This is a genomic window from Bacillus sp. FSL K6-0268 (assembly GCF_038005425.1).
In the GTDB taxonomy this organism is placed as follows: Bacteria; Bacillota; Bacilli; order Bacillales; family Bacillaceae_G; genus Bacillus_A; species Bacillus_A thuringiensis_S.
Genome location: NZ_JBBOTF010000001.1, coordinates 5,200,241 through 5,218,270, shown reverse-complemented (window position 1 = coordinate 5,218,270; position 18,030 = coordinate 5,200,241). Strand labels below are relative to the sequence as shown.

Below are 18,030 nucleotides of genomic sequence, written 5' to 3'. Positions count from 1 at the left end.
CTCTTACTTTTTTTGTTGCTCTAATATAAACGATAACACTTCTTCATACACTCCTGGTTTTGCAACTAACACACTGCTCTTCTCTATGATAGAAAGTGGCGCTCCAGAGAATGTCGTCACCTTACCTCCAACTTCTTCTACAATTATCTGTCCTCCGCCAAAATCCCATGGTGATAATCTCGGCGTTACATATGCATCTATTCTTCCTGTTGCAACGTATATCATCTCTAGTGCTGCACAGCCATATGATCTCGTGCCCCTTGCTTTCTTAACAAGTGCCATCATACTTTCCATATTAAGCAATGGATTATCTGTAAGCCATATCGCATTTAAAGCTACAATACCTTGCTCTACAGTTCCTTTTTCCAATGGAGGAATTGATATATCATTACAAAAAGCTCCGGATCCCTTGACTGCATGATATAGTTCATCGTGCACTGGATCATAAATAAGTCCAATCTTTCCGATACCGTTCTCATAAATACCAATTGAAATCGCAAAATTTCTTTTTTGATGAACAAAGTTCATCGTACCGTCAATTGGATCAATTAACCAAACAACCCCGCCAGAAGACGTTATCTCGTCTCCATAACCCTCTTCTCCTAAAATATTATGATTCGGGAATGTTTCTTTAATTTTCCCAATTAAAAACCGTTCTATCTCTCGGTCCATATTTGTAACTAAGTCAGCTGCATTTGATTTTGTTTCTATAATAAGTGCTTTTTTCATTGATGCCATCAAATGCTCTCCTGCATCCCGAATCCACCGTTTGGCGTGTGCATCGATGTCTTTCCATACTTCTTGCATGTTTAAACACTCCGATCTATACTGTTCACAGAAAAAACGAACCCTTTATAAGGTTCGCACCAACTAATTTTTTATACATATACTATTATTACGCTTCTAAACGAATCATTTCAAGTCTTAACACTTCTAACTTTTGTACACACTCTTCTTTTTTCTGTTTATCATCTTCCATCATCGCATCATATAAAGTTGCTAATTCATAATCTAGCTCCAAACGTAGCACCGGTATTCTCTTTTCGGCATCTGTTCTCTTTAACGCATTAATCACCTGTCTCATATTATTTGCCTCCTCCCAATATTCGTCTGCCCTCGGACTAGAATTAATTAAATTTTCTGATTTTTTGTTTTATACTATACTATGTTGGATAAATCATCTATGCAACAAAATTATATTTTTTATTTTAATTTTTTTGTGCTGTTTTTTTTATGAATAGTACAAGCTATGCTAAAATAAAAGCAAAATAGGAGTTGGAGGAACAATCATGACAATACAAACATTCAAGTCAACTGATTTTGATGTCTTTACAGTTGATGGTCTCGAAGAACGAATGAGTGCAATTAAAACGAACATTCATCCTAAGCTAGAAGCTTTAGGGGAACAATTTGCAGAATACTTATCCAAACACACTGATGAGAACTTTTTTTATCATGTTGCAAAACACGCACGACGGAAAGTCAATCCACCAAACGATACTTGGGTTGCTTTTTCAACAAATAAACGAGGATATAAAATGCTACCGCATTTCCAAATCGGCTTATGGGGTACTCATGCCTTCATATACTTTGGTTTAATCTATGAGTGTCCACAAAAAGTTGAGACGGCTCATGCCTTCTTAGAACATTTAAATGATTTAAAAACAAATATTCCAAATGACTTCGTTTGGTCCATTGACCATACTAAACCAAGTGTGAAATTACATAAAACACTTGAAACCGAAGACTTACAAAAGATGATTGAACGACTAGCTACTGTAAAAAAAGCAGAATTATTAGTTGGTATTCATATATCACCAGAGGAGTTTTCAGCAATGACCAACGAACAATTCCTTGCTAAGATTGAATCTACGATGCAACCACTCCTTCCTTTATATGCACTTTGTAATCGATAGTAGAAAACGGACAATTTATATTGTCCGTTTTTAGTTGTTATCACATTATATCACTTCAGTTTTTATTTTTCAAAATATTTTTATATTTTTACAACCTTTTGTTCTTCAACTTCCTTTGCCCTTTGAATAGCACGATATATAGAGTATCCACTTACTTCTTGAAACTCTTTATCAATTTTCTTTTCTTCTGCTTTCGATGGAACAATCTCTTTAAAACGACGATATAAACCCATTAATTCTTCTCTTATAATTCCTTTTTCATAAGCTTTCTCAATCGCTTCATAAAACTTCACAATTGTAACCATTTCCTCATTTGACCAATCATAATCTAACGGATATTGATATTCCATTTCGCACCTCATTTATCATTTCTTCTTGTTTCATTATGCTATCTTAAAGAGAATATTTTATTATTCATTATAGCCACTCTGCATTATACACTATTTATTCATTTTAATGGAATTGTCTTCCTCTATTCATTAGTTGAGGCTAACTATTAAACATACTCACCTTAAAAACATTTTTTTCTATACATCTATAATTATTGGTGATATAATGCTTTTGTTTTATAGAAAATAAAGTGAAGCTACCATCTCAAAAACGATTTTTTGAATGGCAGAAAAACAAGCCTCATTCTAAAAAAGACTTACCTTTTTTAGAGCAGGATTATATAAAACAAATTATACTAAATATTATGAAGAAGAAGGGGTGTATAGATTGTCCCAATACGAAACACCATTGTTTACCGCTTTAGTTGAGCACAGTAAGCGAAATCCAATTCAATTCCATATTCCTGGTCATAAAAAAGGACAGGGCATGGATCCTACATTTCGCGAATTTATTGGGCATAATGCATTAGCAATTGACTTAATTAATATTGCGCCACTCGATGATTTACATCATCCAAAAGGTATGATTAAAGAAGCACAGGATTTAGCAGCCGCTGCATTCGGTGCAGATCATACTTTCTTTTCTATTCAAGGTACAAGTGGCGCTATTATGACAATGGTGATGAGCGTTTGCGGTCCTGGTGACAAAATCCTAGTACCACGAAACGTGCATAAATCAGTAATGTCAGCTATTATTTTCTCAGGTGCAAAACCGATTTTCATGCATCCTGAAATCGATCCGAAGCTCGGTATTTCTCATGGAATCACAATTCAATCTGTCAAAAAAGCACTTGAAGAGCACTCAGATGCAAAGGGCTTACTTGTTATTAATCCAACGTACTTTGGGTTTGCTGCAGACTTAGAACAGATTGTACAATTAGCACATTCTTATGACATCCCTGTACTAGTCGACGAGGCTCATGGTGTTCATATTCATTTTCACGATAAATTGCCGATGTCGGCGATGCAAGCTGGTGCAGACATGGCAGCAACAAGTGTCCACAAATTAGGAGGCTCTTTAACTCAAAGTTCTATTCTTAATGTGAAAGAAGGCTTGGTGAATGTAAAGCATGTCCAATCTATTATTAGCATGCTTACGACTACATCAACTTCTTACATCTTGTTAGCATCACTTGATGTTGCCAGAAAACGTCTTGCCACAGAAGGAACAGCACTCATAGAACAAACAATACAATTAGCTGAACATGTTCGTGATGCTATAAATTCTATTGAGCATCTTTACTGTCCTGGAAAAGAAATGTTAGGTACAGATGCTACCTTTAACTATGATCCTACAAAGATAATTGTATCTGTAAAAGATTTAGGTATTACCGGCCACCAAGCTGAAGTATGGCTTAGAGAGAAATATAACATTGAAGTAGAACTCTCAGATTTATACAACATACTATGTCTTATCACTTTGGGAGATACAGAAAGTGATACAAATACACTTATTGCAGCATTACAAGATTTAGCAGCAACATTTAGAAATAGGGCAGATAAAGGTGTTCAAGTACAAGTAGAGATTCCAGAAATTCCAGTGCTAGCACTTTCTCCTCGAGATGCTTTTTATTCGGAAACAGAAGTCATTCCATTTGAAAATGCAGCGGGTCGTATTATAGCTGATTTTGTTATGGTTTATCCGCCAGGGATTCCAATCTTTACTCCGGGGGAAATTATTACACAAGAAAACTTAGAGTATATTCGTAAAAACTTAGAAGCAGGTTTACCTGTACAAGGTCCTGAAGATATGACATTACAAACATTACGTGTTATTAAAGAGTACAAGCCTATCAGTTGATAGGCTTTTTTTTCACCTTTTTTCCTATTCTTCATACGATACTAAAGAATGTAACGTATAGGTGGGGATACTATTATGATTGTAATAGGCCGTTCTATTGTACATCCTTATATTACAAATGAATATGAGCCATTTGCAGCAGAGAAACAACAAATTTTATCAATAATGGCAGGAAATCAAGAAGTTTATTCCTTCCGAACAGCTGATGAACTCAGCTTTGATCTCAATTTACGAGTTAATATTATTATCTCTGCACTAGAACTTTTTCAAAGTGGATTTCAGTTTCGCACATTTCAACAATCCTTTTGCAACCCCCAGTATTGGAAAAGAACATCCCTTGGAGGATTCGAGCTTCTTCCAAACATACCACCTTCTATTGCCATACAAGATATTTTCAAAAACGGAAAACTATATGGAACTGAATGTGCAACCGCTATGATCATTATTTTTTATAAAGCTTTATTATCATTGTATGAGGAAGAAACTTTCAATCGTCTATTTGCAAACCTTTTACTTTATACATGGGACTACGATCAAGATCTAAGGCTCATAACAAAAACCGGTGGCGATCTTGTTCCAGGTGACCTCGTTTACTTTAAAAACCCACAAGTGAATCCAGCTACGATTGAGTGGCAAGGAGAAAACACAATCTATTTAGGAAATTTCTTTTTTTACGGACATGGCGTAGGTGTAAAAACAAAAGAAGAAATTATTTATTCATTAAATGAACGACGAGTCCCTTACGCTTTTATTTCAGCTTTCTTGACCGATACTATTACCCGTATCGATAGCCGTATAATGAGCCAATACGCTTCTTCTAGTACACCACAGACATCCATAAGCTTTATTCCAATTAGAGATGATGCAATCGTTGCAACAGTTGGCCATACAACTACAATTTATTAAAAAAGCGCCTACACATGTAGGCGCTTTTTCTTATTATTAAGCTTTTGTATGTTCTTTATGGTCACATTCGCAATGAGATCCACATTTCCCGTATAGTACTGTTGATTTTTCATCTTCAAAATGTCCAATTGTTCCTTCACATACTTGGCATACGATTGTTCCCATTTTCATTTCCCCCTGAGTTTTAATAGTAATCTATTTATTTATCATTAAGCTTTCGCATTATCTTTTCTAGCACAGTCACAATTTGTTCCACATTTTCCGTAAAGTACCGTCGTTTTCTCATCTTCAAAATGTCCGATTGTTCCTTCACATACTTGGCATACGATTGTTCCCATTTTTCATTTCCCCCTAAGTTTATGGTCCTAAAAACTTTTAGCTGTCCATTTCCTATCAATTATTGGGCTTTTGTATGCTCTGTGTGATCACATCCGCAAGATCCACATTTCCCGTAAAGTACCGTTACTTTCTCATCTTCGAAGTGTGCAATTGTACCTTCACAATCTTGACATACGATTGTTCCCATTTTTCATTTCCCCCTAAGTTTATAATCCCAAAAACTTTTTGTAACCGCTTAACTTTCTGTCTTTATTTTAATATGTTATACTTTTTACGTCAATAGGTTTTTAGTATAACACATTAAATATTTTAAATTTAAATTAGTATGCGATATTCAAATAAAAAAACAGCCATATTTATAAGTACGACTGTTTCACACTAATTATTCTTCATATTCCGCATGTAAAGAAGTTGACGGAACAAGAAATTTGAAAAACTGAGCTAACTCCTTCGCTTCCTCTTCTGATCCTAATTTAAAAATCTCCTGTATATATTGAACATTCTCTACATCATCTCGTCCGAGTAAAGTAGACCTTCCTGTTTGCATACAAACAATGAGCGGCTTTCCAAAAAACATATTTGTATAAATAACACCAAAATCATAACGTGTATCATGTGTCATAAACCCTAAAAATCGTACCTTCACACTTTCATGCTCATCATACAATTTTTCAAACATTGGTTTCCACCTTTCTACATCACGTTTCATTACTAGTATATTAAACAAAACATGTAATACTCCTTTTAATTGTCAAAAAATTCAGTAGGATGTAGAATGATAGTATTCTACTAAGTTAGGGGGGAAGTTATATGCAACATGCCTTTATTACGCTTGTACCTAAATCCAATCAACAATCTGTTTCAGTAGATGATATAAAACAACTTTTTCATTATTATAAAACAGTTACTTCTAAAACTGGGGCCCAAATTAATTACACGTATACAAATACCGCTTTTCCTTATGAAATTTTAGATACATCTACAACAACATTAAAACTTCAATCCAATCACGACCGGTATGACTCAATTTATATTGGTGTTGGTATAGAAAATGAACAATCTTTCATCCAAGTTTCTTTACCACCTAATGCAACATATGGTGACAAAGGGAAAGCGAATGAATTTTGCCGTTTTTTAGCGAAGAAATTAGAAGGAGAGTTACAATTATTTAATGGAAGAACAATGTATTTTTATAAACGTTAATTTAAAAAATAGATAATATGATTAAAAATAGTATACAATTCGAACATGTAAGAAATAAAGCTTGCTTTCTTACGTGTAATACAAAATATGCTATTACATAGGCTAAATACAGGAATACGAAAAAAAGAATAACTTTATAATGAAACTTATCACCATTCGATAATGTTAATACAGTGGAAAAGCCACTCCATAGTAGTAAATGATAAAATATAACATGTAATATTTTCATGGAACCTTCTCCTTTGACATGCTCTATTTTATTAATATATGGGGTTAAGTTTGAATCAATTACATATTATAGGATGATATATATTACCTTTGAAGTAAGTTACGCCTAAATCATTTGTTAAAGTATTATATATTCATTCGACAAGTACGTTTAAAGACCTTGCAAGTCATTTGATGAAAATAAAAATAGCCCCTCTCTTACAATAAGAGAGGGGCTATTTACATTACTTAAATTATTTTACAATGTGAATTGGCATTCCAAGAGCAACTTCAGCTGCTTCCATTGTGATTTCACCTAATGTTGGGTGAGCATGGATTGTTTGAGCGATATCTTCAGCTGTCATTCCAGCTTCGATAGCTAAACCAATCTCAGAGATAATATCAGAAGCACCTGCACCTGCAACTTGAGCACCTACAAGAAGACCATCTTCTTTACGTGTTACAAGTTGTAGGAAACCGTCAGTGCTGTTTAATGATAATGCACGACCGTTAGCAGCGAATGGGAACTTAGATACAGTTACAGTCATTCCAGCTTCTTCAGCTTGTTTTTTAGTGTAACCAACAGATGCTAATTCTGGATCAGTGAAGCATACTGCAGGAATTCCGATGTAATCGATAGCTGATGCATGGCCACTAATTGCTTCTACAGCTACTTTACCTTCGTAAGAAGCTTTGTGAGCTAATGGTGGTCCAGGAACGATATCACCGATTGCATAGATGTTTGGTACATTTGTACGACATTGCTCATCGATTTCGATGATGCCGCGGTCAGTCATTTTAACTCCAACTTGCTCAAGACCGATTTCTTGAGTGTTTGGACGACGACCTACAGTTACTAATACGTAATCTGCTTCTACAGTTTGGATTTCACCTTTAACTTCAAAGCTAACTTTTACGCCAGTTTCTGTTTCTTCAACGCCTTTAGCCATAGCTTTTGTATGGATATTTACGTTACCTTTTTTCTGTAGAGCACGTTTAACAACAGAGCTCATAGCTTTTTCGAAACCAGCTAAGATTTCGTCGCCAGCTTCTACTACAGTAACTTCTGTACCGAAGTTAGCATATGCAGTACCTAATTCCATACCGATGTAACCGCCGCCGATTACAACAAGTTTTTTAGGAATTTCAGGTAAGCTTAAAGCACCTGTAGAGTTGATAACACGTTTAGAGTATTTGAATCCTGGAATTTCGATTGGTGTAGAACCAGTTGCAAGAACAGCATTTTTAAACGTATAAGTTTGAGCTGCATCTTCAGTCATAACGCGTAATGTGTTAGCATCTACGAAGTAAGCTTCACCGCGAATGATTTCAACTTTGTTACCTTTAAGAAGGCCTTCAACACCGCCAGTTAATTTCTTAACTACGCCGTTTTTCCATTCTTGAACTTTTGTAAAGTCAACTTTTACGTTCTCTGCAGTGATACCCATGTCATCAGAATGCATTGCATTCTCATAACGATGACCTGCATTGATTAACGCTTTTGAAGGAATACATCCAACGTTTAAGCATACGCCACCAAGGTTAGCTTTTTCAATAATTGCTACCTTTTGACCTAATTGTGCTGCACGAATTGCCGCAACGTATCCACCAGGACCTGCACCAACAACGACTGTATCTAATTCAATTGGGAAATCTCCTACTACCATTGTTATTACGCCTCCATTACTAATAATTGTGGGTCATTCAATAGACGTTTAATTTGGTTTAACGCTTTTTGAGCTGTTGCGCCGTCAATTAAACGATGGTCAAAGCTTAGAGATAATGCTAATACTGGAGCTGCAACGATCTCGCCATTTTTCACAACTGGTTTTTCAGCGATACGGCCGATACCAAGGATTGCTACTTCTGGGTGATTGATAACTGGAGTGAACCATTGTCCACCTGCAGAACCAATGTTTGTAATTGTGCAAGAAGCACCTTTCATTTCAGTTGAAGCTAGACGACCTTCACGTGCTTTACCAGCAAGATCGTTGATCTCGTTAGAAATAGTGAAGATAGACTTACGATCTGTATCTTTAACAACTGGTACTAATAGACCTTTGTCTGTATCAGCTGCGATACCGATGTTGAAGTAATGTTTATGAACTACTTCTTGAGATGCATCGTCTAAAGAAGTGTTTAACATTGGGTATTCACGTAATGCAGATGTTAAAGCTTTAACAACGTATGGAAGGTAAGTTAATTTAATACCTTTGTCAGCTGCTACTGCTTTGAACTTCTTACGGTGAGCAACAAGCTCAGTTACATCAACTTCATCCATTAATGTTACGTGAGGAGCTGTGTGTTTAGAGTTAACCATTGCTTTCGCAATCGCTTTACGGATACCACTCATTTTCTCACGAGTTTCTGGATATTCACCAGCTGGAATTGGTTGTGCTTTTGGTGCTTCTTCTTTCGCTGCTGCTGGAGTAGCTTCTACTGCTGCTGGAGCCTCAGTTGCTGCTACAGTTTGTCCACCATTTGCAAATGCATCGATGTCAGCTTTTACGATACGGCCGTTCTTACCAGTACCAGCTACTTTATGAATGTCTACACCTTTTTCACGAGCGTATTTACGAACAGATGGCATAGCGATTACGCGCTCATTTACTACTTCTGCAGTTGCTGCTGGAGTAGCTTCCGCTGCTGGAGCTTCTACTGCTGCTTCTTCAGCTTTTGGAGCTTCATCATGATCGTCACCTTTAAATTTAAGGTTTTCGTATCCAGGAGCATCAAATTTAATTAATGTATCTCCTACGATTGCAACTGTTCCTTCTTCTACAAGTACTTCAAGTACTTTACCTTTAACAGGAGAAGGGATTTCTACTACTGCTTTATCATTTTGTACTTCAAGAAGTACATCGTCTTCATTTACTTCATCGCCTGGTTTAATAAACCATTTTACGATTTCACCTTCGTGGATACCTTCACCGATATCTGGTAGTTTAAATTCAAATGCCACGGAATTCAGCCCCCTGATTCATTTCATTATTATGGAATATGTACAAAAGAAACCAGCATGTGCTGATTTCTTTTGCACATGAAAAACTAAAAATTAGAAGTTCATTACTTTGTTTACAGCTTCAACAATATCCTTGTGGTTTGGTAACCATACGCTCTCTGCTTGAGAGAATGGGAATACTGTATCAGCAGCTGCAACACGTACAACTGGAGCTTCTAAGTTTAAGATTGCACGGTCGTTAATTTCCGCTACAACGTTAGCTGCAATACCAGCTTGTTTTTGAGCTTCTTGAACTACAACTACGCGACCTGTTTTTTCAACAGAAGCGATGATTGTTTCGATATCTAATGGTTGAACTGTACGTAAGTCAACAACCTCTAAAGAGATACCTTCTTTTTCAAGTTCTTCAGCAGCTTTTAATGCAGCGTGAACCATAGCACCGTAAGCGATAACAGATACATCTGTACCTTCACGTTTGATATCAGCTTTACCTAAATCAATTGTGTATTCGCCTTCTGGTACATCTTGACGGAATGAACGGTACAATTTCATATGCTCTAAGTAGATAACTGGATCGTTGTCACGAATCGCAGAGATTAAAAGACCTTTAGCATCGTATGGAGTAGATGGAATAACAACTTTTAGACCAGGTTGTTGAGCCACTAATCCTTCTAAGCTATCAGCATGTAGTTCAGGAGTATGAACACCACCACCGAATGGAGAACGAACTGTTACTGGAGCAGTCCAACGTCCACCAGAACGGTAACGCATACGAGCCAATTGACCAGAAATTGAATCCATTACTTCAAAAACGAAACCGAAGAATTGGATTTCTGGAACTGGACGGAATCCTTCAAGTGCAAGACCAACTGCAAGTCCACCAATACCAGACTCTGCAAGTGGAGTATCCATTACACGATCTTCACCAAATTCAGCTTGTAAACCTTCAGTAGCACGGAATACACCGCCGTTTACACCAACGTCTTCACCAAATACAAGTACGTTAGGATCATTTTTCATTTCAACGCGTAAAGCATCAGTGATTGCTTGAATCATTGTCATTTGAGCCATGGCTTACTTCGACTCCTTTTCTTTGTAGATTTCATATTGTTCAGCTAAGTTGTAAGGCATTTTTTCGTACATGATTTCCATTAAATCAGTTACTTTTTGTTTTGGAGCTTGGTCAGCCTTAGCAATTGCTTGTTTGATATCTTCTTTTGCTTCTTCGATTACTGTCTCTTCAACTTCTTGAGACCATAGGCCTTTAGCTTCTAAGAACTTACGGAAGCGTACGATTGGGTCTTTTTGTTCCCATTCGTTTTCGATATCTTTTGTACGGTAACGAGTTGGGTCATCACCAGCCATTGTATGTGGACCGTAACGGAATGTTAAAGTCTCGATTAAAGTAGGACCTTCGCCATTTACTGCGCGCTCACGAGCGAAAGCAGTTGCTGCGTATACAGCTAATGGATCCATACCGTCTACTTGAATTCCGTAAATACCTGCTGCTACTGCTTTTTGTGCTACAGTTTTAGCTGCAGATTGCTTTTCTACTGGAGTAGAGATTGCATAACGGTTGTTTTGAACAACGAAGATTGCTGGAGCTTTGAATGCACCTGCAAAGTTCATACCTTCGTAGAAGTCACCTTGTGAAGCACCACCGTCACCAGTGTAAGTAATTGCAACAGATTTTTTACCACGTAGTTTCATACCTAACGCAACACCAGCAGTTTGGATGATTTGCGCACCGATAATGATTTGTGGAGCTAATGCATTTACATTCTCAGGCATTTGGTTACCCATGAAGTGTCCACGAGAGAATAAGAATGCTTGATATAATGGAAGTCCGTGCCATACTAATTGTGGTACATCACGGTATCCTGGTAAGATGAAGTCTTCTGCTTCAAGTGCGAAATGACTCGCTAATTGAGAAGCTTCTTGTCCAGCTGTAGGTGCGTAGAAACCTAAACGTCCTTGACGGTTTAAAGAAATAGAACGTTGATCTAATACGCGAGTATACACCATACGACGCATTAATTCTTTTAATTGATCATCAGATAATTCAGGCATAGCTGCTTCATTCACAACTTCACCGTTTTCATTTAAAATTTGTAATGTTTCAAATTGAGCTGCGATAGCTTTCATTTGCTCATCAACATTAAATAGGGTCTTTTTTGTTTTAGTACCCATTCCGTTCACCTCTTCCTCTCTTGAACCATATTCTGAAACGCTTTCACTGGCTATTTTCCAGTTTAAAAAGCGCAACGATGTAAACCAACATGTTTATCTGTCGGTTGAGAATAATTTTGTGTACCTAACAATCTGTACTAATGTTTTTTCAGAAACATATTAATACAATCTTGATCACGTTTTTTAGTTTACAACTATTCTAATTACGATGTCAATTACTTTGAATACGTTTTTTTATAAATAATATGCAGGTTTCTACTACACAAACGTGTTTTTATTTTTTACATCTGTATTAGTAAGCATTGACCTACTGTTATATTATTCCCTTTTTCACTTATTTTTTCTCTTAGAATAATATGTAAACGATTTAATTCTCTTTAGTTTTTCTCTCTTCGTAACAAAAATATACAAACTATCCTTCCTTTTTTAGGTAAATACCTATACATTTCTACCCTCTCTTCCATACATTATAGTAACCGCAGTATTAGCGGGAAATGATAAAGGAGGTCATCTCATGTACGGATACTCATATTGCTATCCAACTTGTTCATATCCTTCCTACGGTTATGGCGGTTCTTGTGGCGGGTCTGGACGCGGCTTCGCCTTAATCGTTGTGTTGTTTATTCTTTTAATTATCGTTGGTGCTGCTTGCATTCGCTAATGTAAAACGAAACAACTATGGAAAGAAAAAGACGGCTTTGCCGTCTTTTTCTGTTTATCACATACATAAATACTCTATAATAGAACGATTTCCAAAATACCTTCCCTTTCTTGCCGATGACTTTTTCCATCTCCTTTGGTAGACTAAAGAGAAAAGGAGAGATTACATATGCTTACAATGAAAGATGTTATTCGCGAAGGAGATCCTATTTTGCGCAACGTTGCAGAAGATGTTTCATTACCGGCAAGCGAAAAAGATACAACTACCCTAAAAGAAATGATTGAATTTGTAATAAATAGCCAAGATCCTGAAATGGCTGAAAAATATAGTTTACGCCCTGGAATCGGATTAGCGGCTCCGCAAATCGGTGTTTCAAAAAAAATGATTGCAGTTCATGTAACCGATGCGGACGGTACATTATATAGCCATGCATTATTCAATCCAAAAATCATTAGCCATTCTGTTGAACGTACATATTTACAGGGCGGTGAAGGCTGTCTATCTGTAGACCGCGAAGTACCTGGTTATGTTCCTCGTTATACAAGAATTACAGTAAAAGCAACTTCTATTAACGGGGAAGAAGTAAAATTACGTTTAAAAGGTTTACCAGCAATCGTATTCCAACACGAGATTGACCATTTAAATGGCGTTATGTTCTATGACCATATCAATAAAGAAAATCCTTTTGCCGCTCCTGATGATTCCAAACCTCTAGAGCGATAATAATAAAGAGGCGGAAGTTATGATGTGCACCCCAATTGTTAGACACAATTAACAATTGGAGGTGTATTTTTTTATGGGAAAGTTTTCTCCTAAAGAAAAGATACAGATAGTAAAACAATATTTTAATGGAATAGATGGTGGAAAAAGGCTTGCTAAATCTCTAGGGATTCATTCTAGTGTAATTTATCAGTGGATCAAACAATATGAGGCATTTGGAGAAAAAGCTTTTGAAAAACGCTATACAACTTATTCGCTTCAGTATAAACTAGATGTGCTTAAATATATGGATACGCAAGGGACATCTATTAGAGAAACAGCGGCAATTTTTAATATTTCCTCTCCTGAAATAATTCGTAGATGGAAAGTAGCTTATGATTCAAATGGTGTGGATGCCCTACGTTCAAAGCGGAAGGGACGTCCAGCTATGAAAAATAAGAAGGTTAAGGTGCAACCCAAAAAAGATACAGTGCTAGTTGAGGGGTCTATAGAAGCACTACAAGCAGAAAATGAACTTTTACGTATGGAAAATGATTATTTAAAAAAGTTAAATGCCTTAGTTCAGAAAAAGAACAAATCATAGATCAAGACAGAGCACAGGTAATTTATGAATTAAGGCACGAATACAAAATCATCGATCTTGTGAAAATCGCTGGTATTGCCCGCAGTACGTACTATTACTGGATTAAACAAATGGAACGTCCAGATAAATATAAGAACATTAAAGAATTAATCCAAGAGATTTTTGAAGAGAATTATGGTAGATACGGTTATCGTCGTATCACATTAGAATTACGTAACCGTGGATATATATTAAACCATAAAACAGTTCGTCGTTTAATGAATATTATTGGATTAAAATGCATGGTTCGTATAAAAAAATACCGTTCATATAAGGGAGAAGTAGGGAAATTCGCAAAGAATATTTTGAAGCGTGAATTTAATGCATCTAAGCCTAATGAAAAGTGGGTAACAGATGTCACTGAATTTCATCTCCATGGTAAAAAACTATATTTATCTCCTGTTTTAGACTTATATAACGGGGAGATTATAGCTTACAATATAGAAAATAAACCTGTGTATTCACTTGTATCAAAAATGCTTAATAAAGCCTTTACACGCTTAAATGATGGAGAAACTCCTATTCTTCATTCAGATCAAGGATGGCATTATCAGATGAAGATATATCAACAATCACTAAAAAAACATAAGGTTATCCAAAGTATGTCCCGTAAGGGAAACTGTTTGGACAATGCAGTCATAGAAAACTTCTTTGGCTTATTAAAATCTGAATTATTCTATCTTAAAGATTTTGAAAGTATGGAGCATTTTAAGATAGAATTAGAGAATTATATTCATTATTATAATCACAAAAGAATTAAAGTGAAGTTAAATGGAATGAGTCCAGTACAATACCGGACTCACATCCAATCAGTCGCTTAACTTCTTTGTCTAACTTTTTGGGGTCAGTTCATTAATCTTCCGCCTCTTTATTATGAAATGGGTTCCATATTCACTTATAGCAATCCAGCCCACTTTAGTCCATGATATATACCGTCTTCACTAACATCCTTTGTCACATGATTTGCAAGTTTTTTCAAGTCTTCATGGCCATTTCCCATCACAATACCTGTGCCAACGGCTTCGATCATTTCTAAATCATTTAAACCATCTCCAAATGCATACACTTGATCACGATTAAAACCTAACTTTTCAATGTATTTCTCAATTCCTTTTGCCTTAGAACCACCATTCGGAATGATATCCATTGAATATGCATGCCAACGAATAAAATGAAAATCTGGATAATGATTAATAAACTTTTCCTCTTCATTTACTTCACAAAAAAGTAGTGTTTGATAAATATTACGTTCCTCATAAAAATTAGGCTCATATGGTGGATGCTCAAAGTTTAAGCTTCCAAAGCCTTCTTTCACATAATCATGATATTCCACTGATGCTCTCATATCTTGATGGTCAAGATATACAAGTGGATATCCTTCTTGTTTTGCAAACTGAGTAAACTTATGTAAAGAATCTGGATGTAACGGATTATTAAATATTACCTCATCTTCAAAGACAACGTATTGTCCATTAAAACTAACATAATTATGTATATCAAGTTCCTTACGAATATCTTCGAACATAAATGGCGCGCGCCCTGTCGCAATTGCTACATGTACACCTTTTTCTTGTAACTGTTTTACTGCATCTCGTGTAGATTGTGGAATTTTTTTATCATGATCTAATAATGTTCCATCAATATCAAAAAAGACAATTTTATCATTCATTTGTCAAAATCCTTTCTGGCACTCTATATTCCTATTTTGAATATCACTTTTCAAATTCTAAAAAAAAGTATAACATATTAAACATCTGTGAAGAAAGCGTTCCCTTTCTGACCTTATTTGTAAACTTTGCATATATATATTAGTAAAACATGTGGATACTTGTTCGGATGAATTTTCTTTTCCATTCTTCCTCATACTATACCTATAACTAACGGCTACTAATCGTTACTATAGAATAACTTTCACTGTATGGGAAAGGACAAGACTCACCATTCACTTTTGTCCTATCTCTTATATCAGAGATAGAATTTTCACTAGTAATATGCATGTTTAAAATAAGGAAAGGAAGGAGTAATCATGCTGAAGAAGCTGAAGAAAAAGCTCAAGCGTTATTTAAACGGTCTAGTCCGTAAAAAGACAATCGCTTAAATTGTGCCCATTTCGGGCTTTTTCTTCATTCTCATTCGAAAAAACATGAAAATCGTGACTGTTTGCTTTATAATAAGTAACAGATAATGCAAAACATAGACAAGGAGAGGTTTTCCAAATGATTTTTAAAGTATTTTATCAAGAAAAATTAACTGAGGTTCCAGTACGTGAAAATACAAAAGTTTTATATTTAGAGGCTACGTCTGAAAAGGATGTTCGTACAAAATTAAATAAGTTCGCATATAATATCGAGTTTGTTCAGTCTGTTACTGGCGCTCATCTTGAATATGAAAAAGAAAACGCTGATTTAACATTAGCGGAAATCGTATAGCGATATGAAATTTCTAAAAAACGACCAAGTTGCTGTATTTGCTCTCGGTGGGCTTGGTGAAATCGGTAAAAATACATACGCTGTTCAATTTCAAGATGAAATTATTATAATTGATGCTGGAATTAAATTTCCAGAGGACGAACTTCTCGGAATCGATTATGTAATACCAGACTACACTTATTTTGTGCGAAACGAAGATAAAATTAAAGGGTTATTCATTACACATGGTCACGAAGATCATATCGGCGGAATCCCTTACCTATTACGTCAAGTGAACATCCCGATTTACGGCGGAAAATTAGCAATTGCACTCATCAAAAACAAATTAGAAGAACACGGCTTACTTCGTAAAGCAAAACTTTACGAAATTCAAGAAGATGACGTTATTAAATTCAAAAAAACGTCTGTATCCTTCTTCCGTACAACTCACAGTATTCCAGATTCGTACGGCGTTGTTGTGAAAACACCTCAAGGTCAAGTTGTTCATACAGGTGATTTCAAATTTGATTTCACACCAGTTGGTGAACCAGCTGATTTAACAAAAATGGCTGAAATCGGTAAAGATGGCGTGCTATGTCTATTATCTGATAGTACGAACAGTGAAGTTCCAAACTTTACTATGTCTGAGCGTCGCGTTGGTGATAGCATTCAAGACATTTTCCGTAAAGTAGACGGACGGATTATATTCGCAACCTTTGCATCAAATATTCACCGCTTACAACAAGTTATTGAAGCTGCTGTTGAAAACAACCGTAAAGTAGCTGTGTTTGGTCGAAGTATGGAAGCAGCGATTGAAATCGGACAAAACCTTGGTTATATTCGTTGCCCGAAAGATACATTCATAGATGCATCTCAACTAAACCGCTTACCAGCTAATAAAGTTGTTATTTTATGTACAGGTAGTCAAGGTGAACCGATGGCAGCACTTTCACGTATTGCAAACGGTACACACCGCCAAATTCAAATTATTCCTGGAGATACAGTTGTTTTCTCTTCTTCACCAATTCCAGGAAATACAATTAGCGTAAGTCGTACAATTAACATGTTGTACCGCGCTGGCGCTGATGTAATTCACGGGAAACTTTCAAATATCCATACAAGTGGACACGGTGGGCAAGAAGAACAAAAGTTAATGTTACGTCTAATTAAACCGAAGTACTTCATGCCAATTCATGGTGAATATCGTATGCAGCGTATGCACATGAACATAGCAAATGATTGTGGTATCCCTGAAGAAAATTGCTTCATTATGGATAATGGCGATGTTCTTGCTTTACGTTCTGATGAAGCTAGCGTAGCTGGAAAAATCCCATCTGGTTCGGTCTACATTGATGGAAACGGTATTGGGGATATCGGCAATATCGTATTACGAGATCGTCGTATCCTTTCTGAAGAAGGACTTGTAATTGTAGTTGTAAGCATTGATATGAAAGAATTTAAAGTTGCAGCAGGACCTGATATCATCTCACGCGGTTTCGTTTACATGCGTGAAAGCAGCGATTTAATCAATGATGCACAAACATTAATTACAACTCATTTAGAAAAAGTAATGGAGCGTAAAACAACACAATGGTCTGAAATTAAAAATGAAATTACAGACACATTAGCTCCATTCCTATATGAGAAAACGAAACGCCGTCCAATGATTTTACCAATCATTATGGAAATATAAGAAAAAGGACAAT

At 36.0% G+C, this 18,030-nt stretch carries 22 protein-coding genes; 9 read left to right on the top strand and 13 right to left on the bottom strand.

Features of this window, described 5'->3' with window-relative positions; all coding sequences use genetic code 11:
- Positions 1-3 precede the first annotated feature (3 nt).
- Positions 4-807: an inositol monophosphatase family protein gene (locus MHI28_RS27390; protein ID WP_001158709.1), complete on the bottom strand. Its 804-nt coding sequence runs from the start codon at positions 805-807 to the stop codon at positions 4-6.
- 88 nt (positions 808-895) lie between these two features.
- Positions 896-1,084, bottom strand: coding sequence for a hypothetical protein (locus MHI28_RS27385; protein ID WP_001250164.1), 189 nt, complete (start codon positions 1,082-1,084; stop codon positions 896-898).
- A 205-nt stretch (positions 1,085-1,289) separates the two neighbouring features.
- On the opposite strand from MHI28_RS27385, the gene MHI28_RS27380 reads away from it, so the two are divergent.
- Positions 1,290-1,916, top strand: coding sequence for a YktB family protein (locus MHI28_RS27380; RefSeq protein ID WP_000155316.1), 627 nt, complete (start codon positions 1,290-1,292; stop codon positions 1,914-1,916).
- Positions 1,917-1,996: 80 nt separating this feature from the next.
- Here MHI28_RS27380 and MHI28_RS27375 read toward each other — a convergent pair whose 3' ends face one another.
- A complete protein-coding gene (locus MHI28_RS27375; RefSeq protein WP_000456553.1) occupies positions 1,997-2,266 on the bottom strand; it encodes a UPF0223 family protein in 270 nt (89 codons plus the stop codon).
- Positions 2,267-2,633: 367 nt separating this feature from the next.
- On the opposite strand from MHI28_RS27375, the gene speA reads away from it, so the two are divergent.
- Entirely contained in the window at positions 2,634-4,106 is a 1,473-nt protein-coding gene (speA, locus tag MHI28_RS27370; protein WP_000084903.1) for an arginine decarboxylase, read from the top strand.
- Between the two features lie 75 nt (positions 4,107-4,181).
- Complete coding sequence (locus MHI28_RS27365; RefSeq protein WP_000635339.1) at positions 4,182-5,012, top strand: protein-glutamine gamma-glutamyltransferase; 831 nt, start codon at positions 4,182-4,184, stop codon at positions 5,010-5,012.
- A gap of 36 nt (positions 5,013-5,048) precedes the next feature.
- Here MHI28_RS27365 and MHI28_RS27360 read toward each other — a convergent pair whose 3' ends face one another.
- The 4 genes from MHI28_RS27360 to MHI28_RS27345 form a co-directional block, all read right to left on the bottom strand.
- A complete protein-coding gene (locus MHI28_RS27360) occupies positions 5,049-5,177 on the bottom strand; it encodes a GapA-binding peptide SR1P (RefSeq protein ID WP_000536796.1) in 129 nt (42 codons plus the stop codon).
- A gap of 44 nt (positions 5,178-5,221) precedes the next feature.
- Positions 5,222-5,350: a GapA-binding peptide SR1P gene (locus MHI28_RS27355; RefSeq protein WP_000536803.1), complete on the bottom strand. Its 129-nt coding sequence runs from the start codon at positions 5,348-5,350 to the stop codon at positions 5,222-5,224.
- A gap of 59 nt (positions 5,351-5,409) precedes the next feature.
- Positions 5,410-5,538 carry a GapA-binding peptide SR1P gene (locus MHI28_RS27350; RefSeq protein WP_000536778.1) on the bottom strand — a complete coding sequence of 43 codons (129 nt, stop codon included), beginning with the start codon at positions 5,536-5,538 and terminating at the stop codon, positions 5,410-5,412.
- Positions 5,539-5,733: 195 nt separating this feature from the next.
- Positions 5,734-6,030 (bottom strand): DUF3055 domain-containing protein, encoded by a 297-nt coding sequence (locus MHI28_RS27345; RefSeq protein ID WP_000462038.1) that lies wholly within the window; start codon positions 6,028-6,030, stop codon positions 5,734-5,736.
- Positions 6,031-6,161: 131 nt separating this feature from the next.
- Between MHI28_RS27345 and MHI28_RS27340 the strand changes: the two genes are divergently transcribed.
- Positions 6,162-6,554 carry a DUF1885 family protein gene (locus MHI28_RS27340; protein WP_001163316.1) on the top strand — a complete coding sequence of 131 codons (393 nt, stop codon included), beginning with the start codon at positions 6,162-6,164 and terminating at the stop codon, positions 6,552-6,554.
- A gap of 1 nt (position 6,555) precedes the next feature.
- Here the strand turns inward: MHI28_RS27340 and MHI28_RS27335 are convergent, their stop codons facing one another.
- From MHI28_RS27335 to pdhA, 5 genes are all read right to left on the bottom strand, one after another.
- Entirely contained in the window at positions 6,556-6,783 is a 228-nt protein-coding gene (locus MHI28_RS27335; protein WP_000697469.1) for a hypothetical protein, read from the bottom strand.
- Between the two features lie 232 nt (positions 6,784-7,015).
- Complete coding sequence (lpdA, locus tag MHI28_RS27330) at positions 7,016-8,428, bottom strand: dihydrolipoyl dehydrogenase (protein ID WP_000260104.1); 1,413 nt, start codon at positions 8,426-8,428, stop codon at positions 7,016-7,018.
- Between the two features lie 5 nt (positions 8,429-8,433).
- The gene (gene pdhC / locus MHI28_RS27325; protein WP_340828345.1) at positions 8,434-9,723 is read right to left on the bottom strand and encodes a pyruvate dehydrogenase complex dihydrolipoyllysine-residue acetyltransferase; all 1,290 of its coding nucleotides are present in this window, start codon (positions 9,721-9,723) and stop codon (positions 8,434-8,436) included.
- Positions 9,724-9,816: 93 nt separating this feature from the next.
- Positions 9,817-10,794: a pyruvate dehydrogenase complex E1 component subunit beta gene (gene pdhB, locus MHI28_RS27320; RefSeq protein WP_000068163.1), complete on the bottom strand. Its 978-nt coding sequence runs from the start codon at positions 10,792-10,794 to the stop codon at positions 9,817-9,819.
- A gap of 3 nt (positions 10,795-10,797) precedes the next feature.
- Positions 10,798-11,913: a pyruvate dehydrogenase E1 component subunit alpha gene (gene pdhA / locus MHI28_RS27315; protein WP_000536895.1), complete on the bottom strand. Its 1,116-nt coding sequence runs from the start codon at positions 11,911-11,913 to the stop codon at positions 10,798-10,800.
- Positions 11,914-12,427: 514 nt separating this feature from the next.
- On the opposite strand from pdhA, the gene MHI28_RS27310 reads away from it, so the two are divergent.
- The 3 genes from MHI28_RS27310 to MHI28_RS27300 all read left to right on the top strand — a co-directional run bounded on the left by MHI28_RS27310 (position 12,428) and on the right by MHI28_RS27300 (position 14,737).
- On the top strand, positions 12,428-12,574 hold the full coding sequence (locus MHI28_RS27310) for a YjcZ family sporulation protein (RefSeq protein WP_000274562.1): 147 nt from the start codon (positions 12,428-12,430) through the stop codon (positions 12,572-12,574).
- A 168-nt stretch (positions 12,575-12,742) separates the two neighbouring features.
- The gene (gene def / locus MHI28_RS27305; RefSeq protein WP_000957043.1) at positions 12,743-13,297 is read left to right on the top strand and encodes a peptide deformylase; all 555 of its coding nucleotides are present in this window, start codon (positions 12,743-12,745) and stop codon (positions 13,295-13,297) included.
- Positions 13,298-13,370: 73 nt separating this feature from the next.
- Positions 13,371-14,737 (top strand): IS3 family transposase gene (locus MHI28_RS27300; RefSeq protein WP_327947199.1). Its coding sequence is split into 2 segments (ribosomal slippage): positions 13,371-13,833 and positions 13,833-14,737, totalling 1,368 coding nucleotides; the frame shifts between segments, so codons are not numbered across the junction.
- A 74-nt stretch (positions 14,738-14,811) separates the two neighbouring features.
- On the opposite strand, the gene MHI28_RS27295 is transcribed toward MHI28_RS27300, so the two are convergent.
- On the bottom strand, positions 14,812-15,585 hold the full coding sequence (locus MHI28_RS27295) for a Cof-type HAD-IIB family hydrolase (protein WP_000998271.1): 774 nt from the start codon (positions 15,583-15,585) through the stop codon (positions 14,812-14,814).
- Between the two features lie 547 nt (positions 15,586-16,132).
- On the opposite strand from MHI28_RS27295, the gene MHI28_RS27290 reads away from it, so the two are divergent.
- A complete protein-coding gene (locus MHI28_RS27290) occupies positions 16,133-16,345 on the top strand; it encodes a DNA-dependent RNA polymerase subunit epsilon (protein WP_000576435.1) in 213 nt (70 codons plus the stop codon).
- A 4-nt stretch (positions 16,346-16,349) separates the two neighbouring features.
- Positions 16,350-18,017, top strand: a complete 1,668-nt coding sequence (rnjA, locus tag MHI28_RS27285) for a ribonuclease J1 (protein ID WP_000670375.1) — start codon at positions 16,350-16,352, stop codon at positions 18,015-18,017.
- Positions 18,018-18,030 lie beyond the last annotated feature (13 nt).